This window comes from Bradyrhizobium sp. USDA3010 (assembly GCF_056429065.1).
In genome coordinates this window covers 62,536-79,954 of the sequence record NZ_JBWJZD010000001.1, presented here as the reverse complement: position 1 = coordinate 79,954, position 17,419 = coordinate 62,536, and the positions used below count along the sequence as shown (strand labels likewise).

General features: G+C 65.1%; 14 protein-coding genes. 8 read left to right on the top strand and 6 right to left on the bottom strand.

The features are described from left to right. The first annotated feature begins 1 nt into the window (after nt 1). Entirely contained in the window at nt 2-415 is a 414-nt protein-coding gene (locus tag AC066Y_RS00365; RefSeq protein WP_478272172.1) for a DUF3052 domain-containing protein, read from the top strand. 476 nt (nt 416-891) lie between these two features. Here the strand turns inward: AC066Y_RS00365 and AC066Y_RS00360 are convergent, their stop codons facing one another. Then, complete coding sequence (locus AC066Y_RS00360; RefSeq protein ID WP_478272171.1) at nt 892-2,391, bottom strand: hypothetical protein; 1,500 nt, start codon at nt 2,389-2,391, stop codon at nt 892-894. Nucleotides 2,392-2,806: 415 nt separating this feature from the next. Here AC066Y_RS00360 and AC066Y_RS00355 point away from each other — a divergent pair, with 415 nt between their 5' ends. Both AC066Y_RS00355 and AC066Y_RS00350 read left to right on the top strand, forming a co-directional pair. Further along, a complete protein-coding gene (locus AC066Y_RS00355) occupies nt 2,807-3,481 on the top strand; it encodes a TetR/AcrR family transcriptional regulator (protein WP_478272170.1) in 675 nt (224 codons plus the stop codon). Nucleotides 3,482-3,564: 83 nt separating this feature from the next. Beyond that, nucleotides 3,565-3,993 carry an OsmC family protein gene (locus AC066Y_RS00350; RefSeq protein WP_016841620.1) on the top strand — a complete coding sequence of 143 codons (429 nt, stop codon included), beginning with the start codon at nt 3,565-3,567 and terminating at the stop codon, nt 3,991-3,993. Nucleotides 3,994-4,046: 53 nt separating this feature from the next. Here AC066Y_RS00350 and pyk read toward each other — a convergent pair whose 3' ends face one another. After that, entirely contained in the window at nt 4,047-5,483 is a 1,437-nt protein-coding gene (gene pyk / locus AC066Y_RS00345) for a pyruvate kinase (RefSeq protein ID WP_478272169.1), read from the bottom strand. Next, nucleotides 5,480-6,088: a DUF1036 domain-containing protein gene (locus tag AC066Y_RS00340; protein WP_092123478.1), complete on the bottom strand. Its 609-nt coding sequence runs from the start codon at nt 6,086-6,088 to the stop codon at nt 5,480-5,482. The genes pyk and AC066Y_RS00340 overlap by 4 nt, the downstream gene beginning before the upstream one ends. 196 nt (nt 6,089-6,284) lie before the next feature. Here AC066Y_RS00340 and AC066Y_RS00335 point away from each other — a divergent pair, with 196 nt between their 5' ends. From AC066Y_RS00335 to AC066Y_RS00325, 3 genes are all read left to right on the top strand, one after another. Next, nucleotides 6,285-6,587, top strand: a complete 303-nt coding sequence (locus AC066Y_RS00335) for a DUF1244 domain-containing protein (protein ID WP_478272168.1) — start codon at nt 6,285-6,287, stop codon at nt 6,585-6,587. Nucleotides 6,588-6,761: 174 nt separating this feature from the next. Then, nucleotides 6,762-7,034: a DUF2312 domain-containing protein gene (locus AC066Y_RS00330; RefSeq protein ID WP_029085502.1), complete on the top strand. Its 273-nt coding sequence runs from the start codon at nt 6,762-6,764 to the stop codon at nt 7,032-7,034. Nucleotides 7,035-7,166: 132 nt separating this feature from the next. After that, complete coding sequence (locus AC066Y_RS00325; protein WP_478272167.1) at nt 7,167-8,930, top strand: adenylate/guanylate cyclase domain-containing protein; 1,764 nt, start codon at nt 7,167-7,169, stop codon at nt 8,928-8,930. 32 nt (nt 8,931-8,962) lie between these two features. Here the strand turns inward: AC066Y_RS00325 and AC066Y_RS00320 are convergent, their stop codons facing one another. The 3 genes from AC066Y_RS00320 to AC066Y_RS00310 all read right to left on the bottom strand — a co-directional run bounded on the left by AC066Y_RS00320 (nt 8,963) and on the right by AC066Y_RS00310 (nt 14,913). Then, the gene (locus AC066Y_RS00320; protein ID WP_478272166.1) at nt 8,963-10,573 is read right to left on the bottom strand and encodes a peptidoglycan L,D-endopeptidase MepK; all 1,611 of its coding nucleotides are present in this window, start codon (nt 10,571-10,573) and stop codon (nt 8,963-8,965) included. Between the two features lie 264 nt (nt 10,574-10,837). Then, a complete protein-coding gene (locus AC066Y_RS00315; protein WP_478272165.1) occupies nt 10,838-13,117 on the bottom strand; it encodes a L,D-transpeptidase family protein in 2,280 nt (759 codons plus the stop codon). 305 nt (nt 13,118-13,422) lie between these two features. Next, the gene (locus tag AC066Y_RS00310) at nt 13,423-14,913 is read right to left on the bottom strand and encodes a sigma-54-dependent transcriptional regulator (protein ID WP_478272164.1); all 1,491 of its coding nucleotides are present in this window, start codon (nt 14,911-14,913) and stop codon (nt 13,423-13,425) included. A 142-nt stretch (nt 14,914-15,055) separates the two neighbouring features. Between AC066Y_RS00310 and AC066Y_RS00305 the strand changes: the two genes are divergently transcribed. After that, on the top strand, nt 15,056-17,002 hold the full coding sequence (locus AC066Y_RS00305) for a M3 family oligoendopeptidase (RefSeq protein WP_478272163.1): 1,947 nt from the start codon (nt 15,056-15,058) through the stop codon (nt 17,000-17,002). A 250-nt stretch (nt 17,003-17,252) separates the two neighbouring features. Then, nucleotides 17,253-17,405, top strand: a complete 153-nt coding sequence (locus AC066Y_RS00300) for an aa3-type cytochrome c oxidase subunit IV (protein ID WP_456758977.1) — start codon at nt 17,253-17,255, stop codon at nt 17,403-17,405. Nucleotides 17,406-17,419: the final 14 nt, after the last annotated feature.

The following is a 17,419-nucleotide window of genomic DNA, read 5'->3' as shown; positions in this document are numbered from 1 at the left end:
CATGGCCGGCTATACCGGCAAACCGATTGTGCAAAAGCTCGGCTTCAAGCCGGGCTTTTGCATTTTTGTCGACGGGTTGTCCGTTCCCTATGGCGACATCGTCGGCGAGCTGCCGGCCGATGTGCGGATCGCGAAGACAGCGCGGGCGCCGCTCGATGCCGTGCATCTGTTCGCCGCTGAGGCCAAAGGGCTCGCCGCAAAGCTGCAGCGTTACCGCGAGGCGATCGCACCGCGCGGCATGATCTGGGTGTCGTGGCCGAAGAAGAGCTCAGGCGTCGCGACCGACCTTGACGATCGGGCGGTGCGCGAGGTCGGGCTCGCGTCCGGTCTGGTCGACATCAAGGTCTGCGCCGTCGATGCGGTGTGGTCGGGTCTGAAATTCGTGATCCCGGTCAAAGAGCGCGGCAAGCGCTGAGATCGCCCCGGCGTCGGTCTCCGAGGGCAAAGCGGACGTCGCCCGGCTCGGCCGCTATATGGCGGCTTTGACCCATTGCGGACCTATAAAAGGTTTGCTCCTGTGACTCTCTGTTGCTTTCGGAGATCAGGATGGCGGGTGAGCGAGACAAGTATGGCGATCTGGTCGATCCAGCCGAACGATACCAAGAGTTCATGCTCCAGGTTTATGACCTTTGGTCCCAAGCCGAAGAATACGGCTATTCGAAAGAAGCTCGGGGTATCCTCAACCAAGCTCGCCTCATGTTTATGGACGAGTTTCAGGCTCGACATCCGGGTTTCGGGAGGGGCCGCGCGACATGGAGGTAAGGCCGCCGCAGTTGGCGGCTTTCTTCATTCTTATGTCGCCTGTTGGGCCCAAAGCTGGCTTGAACCTATGTCGCCTCCGACGTCGGCTTTCGAGGCAAAAGCGGACGTAACGCATTTACGAGTACGCGCCTAATTCGAACCTTCTGCCGCCGCCGGCACGCCGGTCTTCTCGTCCGACCGCACATGGATGACGGCGATGTCGTCCCTGTAGAGCCGCTTCCAGCCCTTGAGGTGGTCCAGCGCGTTTCCGGCCGGAGAGTCCGAGCTCAGCAGCGTGGCGTCGATCCGGTATTTGTCGAGCAGGTCCAGCAGCTGGCCGACGTTGCGGGCATCGAGCGCGGCGTAATAATCGAGCACGAATTGCTCGCCATAAAGCTCGGCGCGGCCGTCGATGAACACCTTCATGTCGCGGCTCACCATGTAGCCGCCGAACGGCGCGGTGCTGAACACGCGCTGCGCCTTGTGTTGCTGGAGGACGTCGACGGCGGCAACGGGCGAGAACACCGGCAGGAACTTGAACTCGTGCTGCGCGACGAACATCGTCGTCGTCACCCACGCTCCGATCACCATCGCGATCGTAGCCAGGATCGTGACGACGGGGACGGCGCGTCCTTCCTCGAAGCGGGCGGCGCGGACGCCTGCCATTCCCCATTGTTCTGATATCGGCTTGGCGAGCACCAGCGGCGCGATGAACGCGAACACCTCGATGTTGCGGATATGGCTCAGCGCCATCCAGATCAGCCCGAGCAGCAACAGGATCCGCGGCAGCGACAGGGTCAGCCCGCGATAGCAGATGACGCCGATCAGGCCGAGCAGCGTGGCTTCGAAGAAGCTGGGCTTGCTGAAATCCGCGGGCAGCCATTCGCCGATCATCGACAGCAGCTTGCCGAGGCTGAGGATCTTGGTCGCACCCAGCAGGCTATTCCAGCCATAGGGCGTCACGCAGCTCGCGGCCAGCGCGGCGACGCCGAACAGTCCCCATCGCACGATAAGTTGACGGCGGCGGCTCGGCTCCGCATTCCACACCGCCTCCAGTCCGATCGGCCCGATCAGCGCCAGGCCGAGCACGAAGCCGCCATGCAGATTGGCCCACAACGCCATCAGCGGCAGCAGCCACCATGACGGATGGGTGCGGCGATCCGCGGCCGACATCAGGCCGCCGATGAACGCCAGCAGCACCGGCAGTGCCAGCACATGCGGCCGCGCGAAGAAGTGGATCGTCGACAGCAGCAGCGCCAGCGCCGCGATCAGGAATGCACGCGCCGGATCGAAATACGGGCTCAACAGATGCAGGAAGATCGCGACCGACGCGCCGATCGCGACCGACGTCAGGATCACCGGACCGGCCCAATCGCCGCCGTACACGAGAGCGTACGCCACCTGGGACAGCCACGAGCTCGAGATCCAGGGCTCGCCGAAACGGGTGAACGAGAACACGTCTGATGTCGGCATCGCGCCGTGTTCGAGGATCCACTGTCCGACCTTGATCTGCCACTCCGTGTCGGAATCGCGCAGCAGGATTTCTCCGGCGGAGAGATAGAACAGATAGGCGCCCACGGCGGCGCACAGCGGCAGCAGTCCTCGCACCGCGCTACGGCTGCCCACGCTGCTGGTGATGGAGAGTGACATGCGCTTTCTTGGTTCGGCCGGGGACATCGAGGCAACGCCACACGTGACGTTGGGCTCACTCGACCACGGCTTCCGATAAATTCGGGTAAATGCGACCGCGATTGTCATGGGTCCGCGCGAGATCGGATGTCTCGATTTCGAGCAATCATCTTGGCGCGCAATTTACCATCGGAAGCCCATCCGGACCTGAGTGCTGCTGGCACCTGGCGCTTCCGTCGACCGGAGGGCCGCCGGTTAAATTGGAGGTGGCGTGCGGCCGTCGCAAAATCCTTACAATTCCAGCTTGTCATTCAGTCTGAATAGTTGTTCACTTCTTCAAACGGTTGCGGGATCAATCGTTCAAAACATTGAAGACGCGTGTGTTCTGCCGGTGGGCGCCGGCCAGGGCACACGGTGGGGGGGGGGACGGAATGCCATGGTCTACCGGCGAACTCATCAGGTTGTGAAACGGCTGGCTGCCCGGCGCAGCGCCATCCTGTCGGCTGCGCGCGACGCGGCGGCGGCGGGCGGCATGGCCGCGGTCCAGATCGCACCCGTCGCGGTGCGGGCCAATGTCGCGGCCGGCACCGTCTATCGCTATTTCCCGTCGAAGGCCGAGCTGATCTCGGAATTGATCACGGAGGTCTCGCGCGACGAGCTGTCCGCGATCCGGCGCGCCGCTGATGCCGCGCCCGGACCGTCATCGGCGCTGGCCGCCGCGGTGACGACGATTGCGGTCCACGTGCTGTCGCAGCGCAAGCTGGCCTGGGGCATCCTGGCCGAGCCGGTCGATGTCGACGTCACCGCCTCGCGCCTCGCCAGCCGCCGCGATATTTCCGGCGAGCTGGCCATGCGCATCGATGCCGCCGTGCGCGCCGGACATCTGCCGGCGCAGGACACGGGACTGGCCGCCACCGCCTTGCTCGGCGCGCTGCACGAAGCGCTGGTCGGCCCGCTGGCGCCGGCCAATCTCGACGATCCGATCAAGCTGCGCGATGCGGTGCAGACCGTGACGCTGCTCGCGCTGCGTGCGGTCGGCGTGATGGACGCGCGCGCCCGTGGTCTTGTGGTGCAGGCGACGACTCCGGCAAAGGCGCTGGTCGGGGCCTGACATCGCGGCTGCGCGGCGAACACTTCCGTCGCATTGGCGTTGTAGGTTGAGGGCTGGGTTCAACCAATCTCACGGAGCAACGCATGACGACGACCCATGGTTCGGCCAAATGGCAGGGTGGCATCAAGGACGGCAAGGGCGCGATCTCGACCAAGAGCGGCGCGCTCTCGGATTACCCCTATGGCTTCGCCAGCCGCTTCGAGGGCAAGCCCGGCTCGAATCCCGAAGAGCTGATCGGCGCGGCGCATGCCGCCTGCTTCACGATGGCGCTGTCGTTGATCCTGGGCGAGGCCAAGCTCACGGCCGAGCACATGGAGACCAAGGCCGACGTGACCCTGGAGAAGGTCGCCGACGGCTTTGCCATCACCGCCGTGCACCTGACACTGTCGGCAAAGATCCCGGGCGCCGATAACGCAACGTTCCAGGAATTGGCCGGCAAGGCCAAGGCCGGATGCCCGGTGTCGAAGCTGCTCAACACCAAGATCACGCTGGACGCGTCGTTGCAGGGCTGACGGTCCGGAGCGCGATGTTCGGGCCACGCTGGTGCGAGGCTCGGCGCGACGGGTTAATGCTGCGCGTCGCCGTTCGGTCCGACCGAGGCGATGCGCAGCATGTTGGTGGTGCCGGGCGCGCGGAGCGGCACGCCGGCGACGATGATGACGCGCTGGCCGGCCTTGGCAAAGCCGTCCCGGAACCCAATCGAGCCGGCGCGTTCAACCATGTCGTCGAGATCGTGGGCGTCCTCGGCGACCACGCAATGCACGCCCCACACCACCGACAGCTTGCGGCCGGTGACGAGGTTCGGCGTGATCGCGACCACCGGCACCTTCGGGCGCTCGCGCGCGACGCGGATCGCGGTCGAGCCTGACGACGTCCAGCAGATAATTGCCGACAGATCGAGCGTCTCGGCGATCTGCCGCGCGGCGTCGGCAATGGCATCGCCCACTGTCGCCTCCGGATCGACGCGCTGTGCGTTGATCACGCTGCGATAGGTCGGATCGCGCTCCACCTCCTCGCCGATCCGGTTCATGGTCGAGACCGCTTCGACCGGGAATTTGCCGGCGGCGGATTCCGCCGACAGCATGATGGCGTCGGCGCCTTCGTAGACGGCGGTGGCGACGTCGGAGACTTCGGCGCGCGTCGGCACCGGCGCCTGGATCATCGATTCCAGCATCTGGGTAGCGACCACCACCGGCCGGCCGGCGCGGCGCGCCATCCGGATCATCTGCTTCTGCAGGCTCGGCACCCGCTCCAGCGGCAGCTCGACGCCGAGATCGCCGCGCGCCACCATCAGCGCGTCCGCCACCTCGATGATGTCGGCGAGGCGGTCGATCGCCTGCGGCTTCTCGATCTTGGCCATCACGGCGGCGCGGCCGCGGATCATCTTCTTGGCTTCGATCACGTCCTCGGCACGCTGCACGAAGGATAGCGCAACCCAGTCGATCCCTTCCGGCAGCGCGGCTTCCAGATCGGCACGGTCCTTTGGGGTCATCGCGGAGACCGGCAGGTCGGTGTCGGGCAGGCTGACGCCCTTGCGGTCCGACATCTTGCCGCCGATCACGACGCGCGTGACCGCGCGGTCGGGCGAGGTTTCCTCGGCGATCAGCCGCACCTTGCCGTCGTCGAGCAACAGCGCGTGGCCGGGGCGGAGCGCGGCGAGGATCTCCGGATGCGGAAGCTGGACGCGGCTGTTGTCGCCCGGCGTCTTGTCGGAATCCAGAATGAAGCTCTGGCCGTTCTTGAGCTGGGTCGACCCTTCCGCGAAGGCGCCGACCCGCAGCTTCGGCCCTTGCAGGTCAACCAGGATGCCGATCGGCCGGCCGTAGCTCGATTCGACATTGCGGATGGTCTTGACCAGCTCCCGCATCTTGTCATGCGGGGTATGGCTCATGTTGATGCGGAACACGTCGGCACCCGCCTCGAACAGCTTGCGGATCATCGCGCTGTCTGAGGAGGCCGGGCCGAGCGTTGCAAGGATCTTGATTCGGCGCAGTCGTCTCATTGTTTGTTTCCGGGTGGTGCGGCTGGCGGCAGACCCGACGCGCCCGGAGGCGCTGCGCCCGGCGGCGGGTTGGGCAGGCCCGGCATCGCCCCGGGGCTTCCCGGAGCCACGCCGCCCGGCATTCCCGGTACTTTCTGCGGCTGTTGTTCGTTGGCTTCGGTCAACTGGACGGTCCATGCACGCTGCTCGCCGGTGTCGACCTCGAAGAAGCCGGTGCGGTCAAAACCCCGCGCCAGGCAATTCTCGGTGCCCTTGATGGTGAATTCCTTGTCGCGCGAGCACATGAAGGCCTGACCGGACCATTCGCCGCCGCGATCGTAGTCGAGAGCGTAGATGTAGTAGTAGCGCGCCACAAGATTGCCGCGCAGCAGGGTCTCGCAGGTCCGCGACGACACATTCCACCAGCCCTCCGTGGTCCAGCCCTCGGCATCCTTGTAGCCGAGCGCGATCCCGACCCGGCTCGAGGTGTTGTTGCAGAGCCGGAAATCGGCGGCCGCCGGGCTCGTCCACAGGCATGCCGCGACCAGCGCCAGCACCGGCAGGATGCCGGCCAGGATCAGGCGGATGGTGCGGGGAGCTGAGGCGAGAGAATCTGTTGGGCTCATGCGGCGAAGCTATATCAAATCATTGTCGATTTCGCGTGCCGGGCAGGCACCGTCAACGGGCGGGCGCCCGTCCCCCCGCTGCGGGACCGTGACCAGTGTGGCCGAACAGGCCCGTATTGCGCGTGGATATGGCAAAAACTGTGACAATTCCCACCTGATATCAATATGGTGAGCACATCACACCGGGATCACCATCATGAGCATTGACGACAAAACCAGAACAGAACTTGAGGCCGCGGTGTTCAGGCGCCTCGTCGATCATCTGCGCAACCGGACCGATGTGCAGAACATCGACCTGATGAACCTTGCCGGCTTCTGCCGCAATTGCCTGTCCAACTGGATGAAGGAAGAGGCCGACGCCAAGGGCATTGCCGTGAGCAAGGACGAGAGCCGCGAGGCGGTCTACGGCATGCCCTATGAGGAGTGGAAGGCGAAGTATCAGGGCGGCGCGACGTCGGAGCAGCTCGCGGCGATGAAGAAGGCCCAAAGCGGGCACTAATTCCCGATTGATGTGACGCCAGTTCCGTGGCCGTCCGCATCTCCTGTGGGCGCGCTGTGGATGAGCGCGATGTTTCCTTGACGGAACGTGCTCCAAAATCGAGGGTCGCCCGCAACAAGCGGTGCGCGTGGCGCGTATTCGCGCGACATTTCATTGCCATTTCAGGAGTACGCGATGGCCACCACGTCTGCCGCCGTTCAGGATGAACCCGCAACGCGATTTGCCAAGGACCAGCTCAAATCCATCATCGAGCGCATCGAGCGGCTGGAAGAGGAAAAGAAGACCATCTCGGACGATATCCGCGACGTCTATGCCGAGGCCAAGGGCAACGGCTTCGACGTCAAGGCGCTGCGTACCATCGTGCGTCTGCGCAAGCAGGATGCCAACGAGCGCCAGGAGCAGGAAACCATCCTGGAGACCTATATGCAGGCGCTCGGGATGCTCTGAGGCGGCAGGCGGGCCGGTCTGGCGTCGCCAAGGCGCCCGCCCGAGGTAACTCGCCCAATCCTCTCGGCGAGGCTTGGGTGAAATCCCAGGATTTGCTACACTGCCGGTGAGGTAACCGGGCAGAGCGTTCAGATGGACGTGCCAGGACCAGAGCGTCGGCTCGCTGCGGTCCTCGCCGCCGACATGGTCGGCTTTAGCCGACTGATGGAGGCTGACGAGACGGGCACCCTTGCGCGTCTCAAGACCCATCGGATCGAGCTGATCGATCCGGCCATCACCAAGAATCGCGGCCGCATCATCAAGACCACTGGCGACGGCCTGCTGGTCGAATTCCACAGCGTCGTCGATGCGGTGCTGTGCGCGGCCGAGGTCCAGCGCCGGATGGCCAAGCGCAACACCGACGTCGCGCCGGCGCGGTGGATGCAGTTTCGCATTGGCATCAATCTCGGCGACGTGATCGTCGACGGCGCCGACATCTTCGGCGACGGCGTCAATGTCGCCTCGCGCCTCGAGGTGCTGGCCGAACCCGGCGGCATCTGCATTTCGGGCGCAGTCCGCGATCAGGTCGGCGATCGCCTGGAAGATCTGAGCTTCGAGGATCTCGGCGACCAGACCGTCAAGAACATCGCGCGCCCGATCCGGGTTTTCCGCGTCCGTCTCGAATCGGGCGCCAGATCCGCTACCGGGCAGGCGAGCGCGGCGGCCGCCCCTGTCGTCGCCAAAAAGCCCTCGATCGCCGTGCTGCCGCTCGTCAATATGAGCGGCGATCCCGAGCAGGAATTCTTCGCCGACGGCCTCACCGAGGACATCATCACCGAGCTGTCGCGCTTCCACGATCTGCTCGTGATCTCGCGCAACTCGACCTTCGTGTACAAGGGCAAGGCCGTGAAGGTGCAGGACGTCGCGAAGGAGTTCGCGGTCGACTATGTGCTGGAAGGCAGCGTGCGCAAGGCGGGCGGCCGGATCCGCGTCACCGTGCAGCTGATCGATGCCGAGGCCGACCGGCACGTCTGGGCCGAACGCTACGACCGCGAGCTCGCCGACATCTTCGCGATCCAGGACGAGATGACGCGCGCGATCGTGTCGACCTTGCCGGGCCGCGTCGAGGCCGCCGCCCATGACCGCGTCAAGCGCAAGCCGACCGACAACATGGCGGCCTATGAGTGCGTGCTGGCCGCCAAGGTGCTGCATCATCGCTCGGCCCGCGACGACAATGCGGAGGCGCAGCGTTTGCTCGAGCGGGCCATCGTGCTCGATCCCAACTACGCCCATGCGCACGCCTGGCGGGCCTGCGTGCTCGGCCAGACCTGGGTCTACAATTGGTGCGACGACCGCGACGCGACCTTCGCGCAGGTGGCGGCCGAGCTCGAGATAGCGCTCAAGCTCGACGACAACGACAGCGACGTGCACCGGATCCTCGCGGCGCTGAACCTCAACCGCGACGACCACGACAAGGCGGCCTTCCACCAGGAGCGCGCGCTCGCGCTCAATCCCAACTACGATCTGGTCGTCGTGCAGCAGGGCGAGCTCCTGACCTGGCTCGGGCGGCCGGAGGAGGGCATCGACTGGATCAAGCGGGCGATGCGCCTCAATCCGTTCCATCCGGAACGGTTCTGGAGTCATCTCGGCCGGGCCTGCTATTGCGCCGAGAAGTACGCCGATGCGGCCGAGGCGTTCTCGCGGATCACGCGGCCCGACCACACCCATCACGCCTTCCTCGCCGCGACATTGGCGCAGATGGGCAACGCGGTGGCGGCTTCAGCCCATGCCACCGAGGTGCTGAAGCGCGAGCCAACCTTCTCGGTTGCCGCTCACCTGGCAACCCAGCACTACAAGCGCGCGCCCGACCGGGCGCGCTACGAGGCCGGCCTGCTCAAGGCAGGGCTGCCGGCTTGAACGGCTGATGAAGTGATGTTGTCGGCAGAAGCCTAGCGCAGCGAGGCGGTGCGCAGCACGAACGACTGCGTCGTCAGCAGGGCGGTGGCCGAGCCCGAGAAGCGATCGCAGGTCATGCCCATCATCGGATCTTCCGAGAAGGTCATGGCGACGGCGGCCTGCGGCTTCACGAAATGCTGCCGCATCATGTTCATGTCGGTGTCGCCGAGCACCGTGGTCAGCATGCCGCTGCTCGCGCTCGGCGCCAGCATCACGACGCGCATCCAGATGTCGTTGCCCTTGGCGGCCGAGATCCGCGCCGACGTCGTGATGACGCCCTGGCTCGGTGTGCCCTTCGCAACGACGGTGTTGATTTCGGTGGCCGGCGCCGCCGCATTGCGCGTCGGGCGCACATTGCGCGGGATCGGCGCGGTCGCCGCGACGATATTGGCGCGATCGACCGGTGACGACGCAGCCGGCGCATAAGCGAGCGCCTTGTTGAAGCTCTCGGTCGTGCTGGCGGTGGTCTGCGGATCGGAGCCGCCGACCGCCTCACGCGCCTTCAGCGCGGCGATCTGCGCGGCCGACGCCTGCTTCGGCGCCGCTGACTCGTCCCCCCAGAAACCGCGGGCATTGATGATGTCGGCGGGCGATTGCGGTGCGGTGTTCTCGGCCGTCTGCACCACCTGCACCGCCGGCTTGGCCTTCGGCATCGGGACGAGCTGCGCGTCGGCGGCGGCGAGCTGGATCGCGGCGGCGAACTGCTGCGGCTTGGCGCGCGGCAACGGAACGGGGTCGGCGGATTTGGCATCTGAAGATTTGGCGGGCGCAGCGGCCGCTACCACGGCGGCAGCGGGCTTGTCGTTCACGGCGGCCGCGCCTTCGTCTTCGTCGTCACCCGACTTGCCGGCTCCGAACAGCTTCGCGAACAGGGTCGGCTTGCTGATGGTCGCAGCATCATCGCCATTGCCGCGGCGTTCAATGTCGGCCTTGGCGAGTTCATAGCCCTTCAGCGGCGTGCCGTCGGTCGGGACATGGACGGTGCGGCCGTCGGGGAACACCCGGACGAGCTGCTCGCGGGTCATCCGCGGCCAGTGGCGAATGCCGCCGGTATCGAGATGCACGAAGGGCGAGCCCGAGGTCGGATAGAAGCCGACGCCGCCGCGCTGCAGGCGCAGGCCGGCGAAGCGGATCTGTTCCAGCGGCACGCCCGGAATGAAGAAGTCCATCGCATGCCCCAGCATGTGCTGGCTGTGGCGCGCAACGCCCGAGGAGCGGCGGCGGAGCATGGCGTTGGTGGCAGGGGCGCGATAGGCGGAGATGATCTGGATCGGCTGCTTGCCGCCGACGTCGTTATAGACCTCCCAAAGGATGTCGAAGAGGTGACGGTCCATCACCGTCTCATCCTGGGACCGCCAGTCGCGCAGGAAGTGATTGAGCTGCTTCAGCGCGGCTTCGTCGTAGCGACCATCGCGCTTGAATGTGATGGTGAGGTCTTCGCCGGAATGGGTGTGGTGGAAGGAGAGGGTACGGGTCTGGTTCAGCGCAGTCGCATCGTGCACCGAGCCGGCGCCCGCCAACAGCAATAGCGCGGTCAGGCCGACTTGGTATCCGGCCTTAGGCAGCGACAGCGGATTGTAGCGGCGTGCGAAAACAGCCAGCACTATGAGCCCACCCAGTCGACGAGCGTTCGGTCGGCATCCTCGCAGACCCCCTGCGGAAGACGGTGAACGCTTTCTTAAAGCGGGAGGGTTAACCGAGGTTTACCGACCCGCCCCCAAGTTGGGCTTAACTAACTGGGCGAGTGTGGCAAAAGATAGCCCTGTTCCCCGGACCCCATCGTAAATGGTTAACGTAAACGATCTCGCTTTTTGAGCGAGACCGTTGATTTTACTTCAATATTTATCCCAATCGGGCGGAGAGGCAGATTAGCGGGTGATCACCCGGCGCTGCTGCTGGGCCTGGCCGCGGCGGGCCGGCTGCGGCTCCGGCTGGCCGAATCCACCGAACAGGCGCTCGAAGAAGTTCGGTCCGGAGGAGCCAAAGCCGCTGTTGTCACCAGCGACGTTGACGCCAGGCGGCAGGCTGCTGCTCGGCGGCCGCGCGTAGCTCGGCTGGGCGTGCGCCACGACCGTTTCGAGATCCTTGCCGCGGCTGTTCTTGAGCAGCGACAGCATGGTGGCGTCGCGGCCGTAGATGTCCCTGCGGATTTGCAGCTTGCCAGCGTCGTCCACGAACGCGGTCTGGTAGGTGATGTTGACCGGGATCGGCGTCGGGAATTTCAGATCGACTTCGCTCGAGCCGTACATGCTGCGGATCCGCTCCGGCGTGTAGTGCTGGTTCGGCTCGGTGATGTTGAGCAGCACGGACGCGTACTGATCCGGATTCTGCACGCGCATGCAGCCGTGGCTGAAGGCGCGCTCATCCTTCGCGAACAAATACTTGTCCGGCGTGTCGTGCTGATAGACCAGGAACTTGTTCGGGAAGTTGAAGCGGATGCGGCCGAGCGCGTTGGCTTCACCGGGCGGCTGCGAGACGTGGATCGAGCCGTCGCGGTTGCGCTCGAGCTTGAGGCCCATGCGCTGCAGCACCGTCGGATCCTGCTGCAGGGCCGGCAGATACTCGTTGTAGATGATCGATGGCGGCACGTTCCAGGTCGGGTTGACCGTGATGTACTTCATCGTCTCGGTCAGAAGCGGCGTGGCGTGCTGGCCGGGCTTGCCGGTGACGACGCGTGTGGTCCAGACCTGCGCACCGTTCTGCATCACCTTCAGCGTATAGTCCGGGATATTGAGGATCACATAGGCATTGCCGACATTGGCAGCGCCGAGCTGCCGCGGCAGCCAGCGCCAGCGTTCCATGTTGACGATCACGGTGTCGATCTGGCGGTCGCGCTTCGGATTGTTCAGCGCCTTCACCGTGCGCTCGTCGAGCACGCCGGTCGCCTTGAGGTCGACGCTGGTCTGGAATTTCTCCACGGCCCGCGCCACCGTCGCGTCATACTTCGTGCTGTCGGCATCCTCGGTGATGCCGAGCTTGTTGCGCAGGTCCGGCACGCGCGGATCGTCCATCTCGACGGCGGCCTGCTTCTTGCGGGCGGGGACGTATTTCAGCGTGGGGCCGTCGGCGATCGTGATCACCGGGCCGTCGCCCTGGCCACGCAGCTCGGCGAGCTTCTTCTTCAGTTCTTTGTAGAGCTTCTGCGGCGGGTTGTAGCCGTCGAGCGCGGCAGAGGCGTCCTTGGCCGAGGTCACATTCGCAAACACTTCGGCCGGATCGATCGGGTGTTCTGGATAGAGGATGTCCGCCGACACCTGCGACCAGTGCATGCGGCCGCTCTGGGCCTGGCGCGCATAGTCCAGCATGCTGGCCGCGAGCTTCAGCTCGGCGTCGGCCAGCGTATCGGGCGTCGTCGCAGCAGTGAAATCCGGCACCGGATAGTCGGCGGCATCGAGGCCGTCGGCGGCCGCATCCTTCAGGCGGGCGATGACGCCCTTGCCGGCATCGGTCAGCTTGCCGGCCTTGGTGAAGACGGGTGCATATTCGCGGGCCGAATAGAACTTCTCGGCCGCGGCACGCTCGTTCTTGCGATCGAAGGTGCGCAGCGACTTGCTGGCGAGCAGCTCGCGCAGCTTGTCGGCGACCGGCTGATCCTCGGTGGCAACGTTGCTCGCGGCCTTCGCGGGCTCAGTCGCCGGAGCTGCCGCCGTCGCGGGAGCCGGAGCTGCGGCAGGCGCCGTTGCGGTTGCAGGGGCGGGTGCGGCCGCAGCCGGCGCGACCGCGGTATCGGTCTTCGGTGCATCGGCGGGCTTCGGCGCCGGCGCGGTGACGACATCGGCGGGCTTCGGCTCGACGGCGTTGGCGGTTGCGCTCGGTTCTGCCGGCTTTGCATCGACAGGCTTTGCATCGGCAGGCTTGGCATCGACGGGCTTGGCTTCGGTGGCCTGCACCGCGGCGGGCTTCACGTCCGCCGGCTTGGCTGCGTCGGGCAGCGCGGCGGTGGTGTCGGCCTTGAAATCGCTTGCGGTAGGCGGCGGCACATTGGCCGGTTCGGGGCGCGGGATCGCGGCGTCGATCGCCAGTTCCGAGGCGCTGGAGCGAGGCGTGTCCTGCGCGAGGGCCGAGCTCGCGGACACCGTGAGGAAGGTCGCCGCGACGGCCATTAATACGCGGTCAAATCCTCGACGGTCGTTCGAACAGTCACGCATTTTCGCACCCCCTGGGTGGAACTGCCCCCCAGATTCTGGAACAGTTCAAATCGGTATTCGGTTTCATAGCTTGCGCGAAAGCGCCGGCTTCTCAAACGACTCGTATGCCTGCACGCAATTAACGCAGACGATACATTTGCCCCTCTTGTGCAGCCAGCGCCTTGCGGGGCAACTCACGACAAACTGACCTCGAAGCAGCTGATTTTGCTCGGGCCGTGCGTTTTTGCCACGCGGCAAAGCCTTTGTCTGTCACCGACAGGACACGGTTCAAAAGGTTCCCTGGTATGGCCCTGTCGGCCTCGGGTTTAGGTGGCGTCGCTTGTGCGCGTGCCGGCCGCGGCTTCGTCGAGCTTGCGGTAGAGGGTCGAGCGGCCGATCTTGAGGCGGCGCGCGACCTCCGACATCTGTCCGCGATAATGCGAAATCGCGAACCGGATGATCTCGTTCTCGAGATCTTCTAGCGGACGCACCTCGCCCGCGGCATTGAGCAGCGACAGGCCACCCGCTGTCGGCAGGGCAGCGGTGACTGGTACCTCATTACCGGAGATCATGGCGGGCGCCGTGGACGGCGACACCACCAGCGGTTCGCCCTGGAGCATTTTGCCGTCCGGCACCGGATGCGTAGTTCCTTGCGGGAAGTCGGCAAGCCCGAGCTGGTCGCCATCGCTCATCACCACGGCGCGATACACCGTGTTCTCGAGCTGGCGGATGTTGCCCGGCCAATCGAGCTGCGCCAGATGCGCCATCGCATCGCCGCTGATTCCGGTGATGTTGCGGTTCTCCTCGGCGCAGAACCGCGCCAGGAAATGCCGCAGCAGATGCGGGATGTCTTCGCGCCGCTGCCGCAGCGCCGGAATTGTCAGCGGCAGCACGTGAAGGCGATAGAACAGGTCCTCGCGGAACTGACCGGCCTTCACGAGATCGAGCAGCTTGCGGTTGGTCGCCGAGATGATGCGGACATCGACCTTGACCGGCTTGCGGCCGCCGACCGCCTCGACGGTACCTTCCTGCAGCGCGCGCAGCAGTTTCACCTGTGTGGCCAGCGGCAATTCGCCGACCTCGTCGAGGAACAGCGTGCCGCCATGGGCCTCGACGAACTTGCCCTGATGACGCTCGGTGGCGCCGGTGAAGGCGCCCTTCTCATGGCCGAACAGGATCGATTCGACGAGATTGTCCGGGATCGCGCCGCAGTTCACCGCGACGAACGGCTTGGCCTTGCGCTCGCCGCTGCCGTGGATGGCGCGCGCGAACAGTTCCTTGCCGACGCCGGACTCGCCCTCGATCAGCACCGGGATGGTCGAGGACGCGGCTTTCTGCGCCGTGCGCAGCACGCCGGCCATCGCCTCGCTGCGGGTGATGATGTCGGAGAAGGTCAGCCGGCCCTCGCGGCTGTGGCGGATGCGCTGCAATTCGCCCTTGAGCGCCGATGCGTTGAGGGCGTTGCGCAGGCAGACCTGCAGCCGCTCGAAGCCGACCGGCTTGACGACGAAATCCTGGGCACCGGCGCGCATCGCCGACACCACATTGTCGATGCCGCCATGCGCGGTCTGCACGATGACCGGGACGTTCAAACCAGCTTCACGAATTTTTGCGAGGACTCCGAGACCGTCGAGGCCCGGCATCACGAGGTCGAGCACGACGGCATCGATCGCCTGCGTCTCGGATGCGGTCAGGGCCGCTATCGCCGCGTCGCCACTGTCGACGACGAGGGGCTCATAGCCGCACTTCTGCACCATGTTTTCAACCAAACGACGCTGTACGGCGTCATCATCGGCAATCAAAATGGTGGCAGCCATGGTTTTCCCCGCACGCTACGTTTATCTGTCTCGAATCGGGGCAATGTCGCCGATGCCGATTAACGCACTCTTAAACCTTGCAAACCCGCTTTCATTCCGCCGCCGCCGACATCTTTCCGACTGAAGTAAGGTTACGAACGAGATGACCTCGCGCTCCAAAACTGCCTCCCCCAAGTCTGCTTCCGGCAAGTCTGCTCTCGGAAAGTCTGCTCTCAGCAAGGCCGCTCTCCGCAAGGAAGCCGCGCTGCGCAAGACGGCCGCGCAACGCAAACCGGCCGCAGCCAGCCCGGCGGCGAAACAGGCGGCCGGCAAGACCGGCAAGCTTCCGGAATGGAATCTGGCAGATCTCTACTCCGGTATCGACGCGCCGGAAGTCGCACGCGATTTGCAGAAAATGGATGCAGATTGCGTCGCGTTTGAGACCGACTACAAGGGCAAGCTTGCCGAAAATACCGGCAAGGAAGGCGGTGGAAAGTGGCTTGCCGGGGCGATCCGCCGCTATGAGGCGATCGACGATCTGGCTGGCCGTCTCGGCTCTTATGCCGGCCTCGTCCATGCCGGCGACAGCGTCGATCCCGCGATCTCGAAGTTCTACGGCGACGTCTCCGAGCGGCTGACTGCCGCGTCGGTGCATCTCCTGTTCTTCGCGCTCGAGCTCAATCGGGTTGACGATGATGTGATCGAGCGCGCGATGGCCGAACCCACGCTCGGCCACTACCGGCCGTGGATCGAGGATCTGCGCAAGGACAAGCCGTACCAGCTCGAGGACCGCGTCGAGCAGCTCTTCCACGAAAAGGCGCAGAGCGGCTACGCGGCCTGGAACCGGCTGTTCGACCAGACCATCTCCGGCCTGCGCTTCAAGGTCGCGGGCAAGGAGCTCGCGATCGAGCCGACGCTCAACCTGTTGCAGGACAAGGCCGGCGACAAGCGCAAGTCGGCGGCGCAGGCGCTCGCCAAGACCTTCAAGGACAATGAGCGCACCTTCGCGCTGATCACCAACACGCTGGCCAAGGACAAGGAAATCTCCGACCGCTGGCGTGGCTTCCAGGATGTCGCGGATTCCCGCCATCTCAACAACCGGGTCGAGCGCGAGGTGGTCGATGCGCTGGTCGCCTCGGTGCGCGCGGCCTATCCGAAGCTGTCGCACCGCTACTACGCGTTGAAGGCCGGCTGGTTCAAAAAGAAGAAGCTGCCGCACTGGGATCGCAACGCGCCGCTGCCGTTCGCGGCGACCGGCACCATCGCCTGGCCCGAGGCGCGCAACATGGTGCTGTCGGCCTATAACGGCTTCTCGCCCAAGATGGCGGAAATCGCGGAGCGCTTCTTCAGCGATCGCTGGATCGATGCGCCGGTTCGTCCCGGCAAGGCGCCCGGTGCGTTCTCGCATCCGACCACGCCGTCGGCGCATCCCTATGTGCTGATGAATTATCAGGGCAAGCCGCGCGACGTGATGACGCTGGCGCATGAGCTCGGCCATGGCGTCCATCAGGTGCTGGCGGCGAAGAACGGCGCGCTGATGGCGCCGACGCCTTTGACGCTGGCGGAGACCGCGAGCGTGTTCGGCGAGATGCTGACCTTCAAGCGGCTGTTGTCCCAGACCAAGAACGCAAAGCAGCGCCAGGCGCTGCTCGCGGGCAAGGTCGAGGACATGATCAACACCGTGGTGCGGCAGATCGCGTTCTATTCATTCGAGCGTGCGGTTCATACCGAGCGCAAGAATGGCGAGCTCACCGCCGCGCGGATCGGCGAGCTGTGGCTCAGCGTGCAGGGCGAGAGCCTGGGGCCCGCGATCGAGATCAAGCCGGGCTACGAGACGTTCTGGATGTACATCCCGCACTTCATCCACTCACCGTTCTACGTCTACGCCTATGCGTTCGGCGATTGCCTGGTGAACTCGCTCTATGCGGTCTACGAGCACGCATCCGAAGGTTTCGCCGAGCGCTATCTCGACATGCTCGCCGCAGGTGGCACCAAGCATTACTCCGAGCTGCTGCGGCCGTTCGGGCTCGACGCCAAGGACCCGAAATTCTGGGACGGCGGCCTGTCCGTCATCGCCGGCATGATCGACGAACTGGAGACGATGGGCTGACGACCATCGGCCTGCCGGCTGGCTCGGGTCAGATTTGCGCAGCGTTTTTTGCGCCTCGCGGCATGATCGTCCCGTGACGCCCGCGTTTGGGAGATCAATCCTGCCCGAGGGGCGGCCGCAGGGCCGTCGCTCGAGGGGTGAATCGGGGACGATTTGCGGTTCAAATCGCCCGATCGGGACCGCGCCGTTGCCCTGCCAACCTGTTTGCGGTAATGGCTCGCAGAACGCGAATTTCTGACTGGGGACAGCGATGGCAGATCATAGCGAAGTGGCCTATACGACCGCCGACGGCAACGATTACGTGGCGCATGAGCAGACCTATGAAGGGTTTATTCTGCTGGTCAAATACGGCACCATCAGCGTCGCCATCCTCCTCGCCCTGATGGCCTATTTCCTGGTCTGATCCCTGATCGGCTA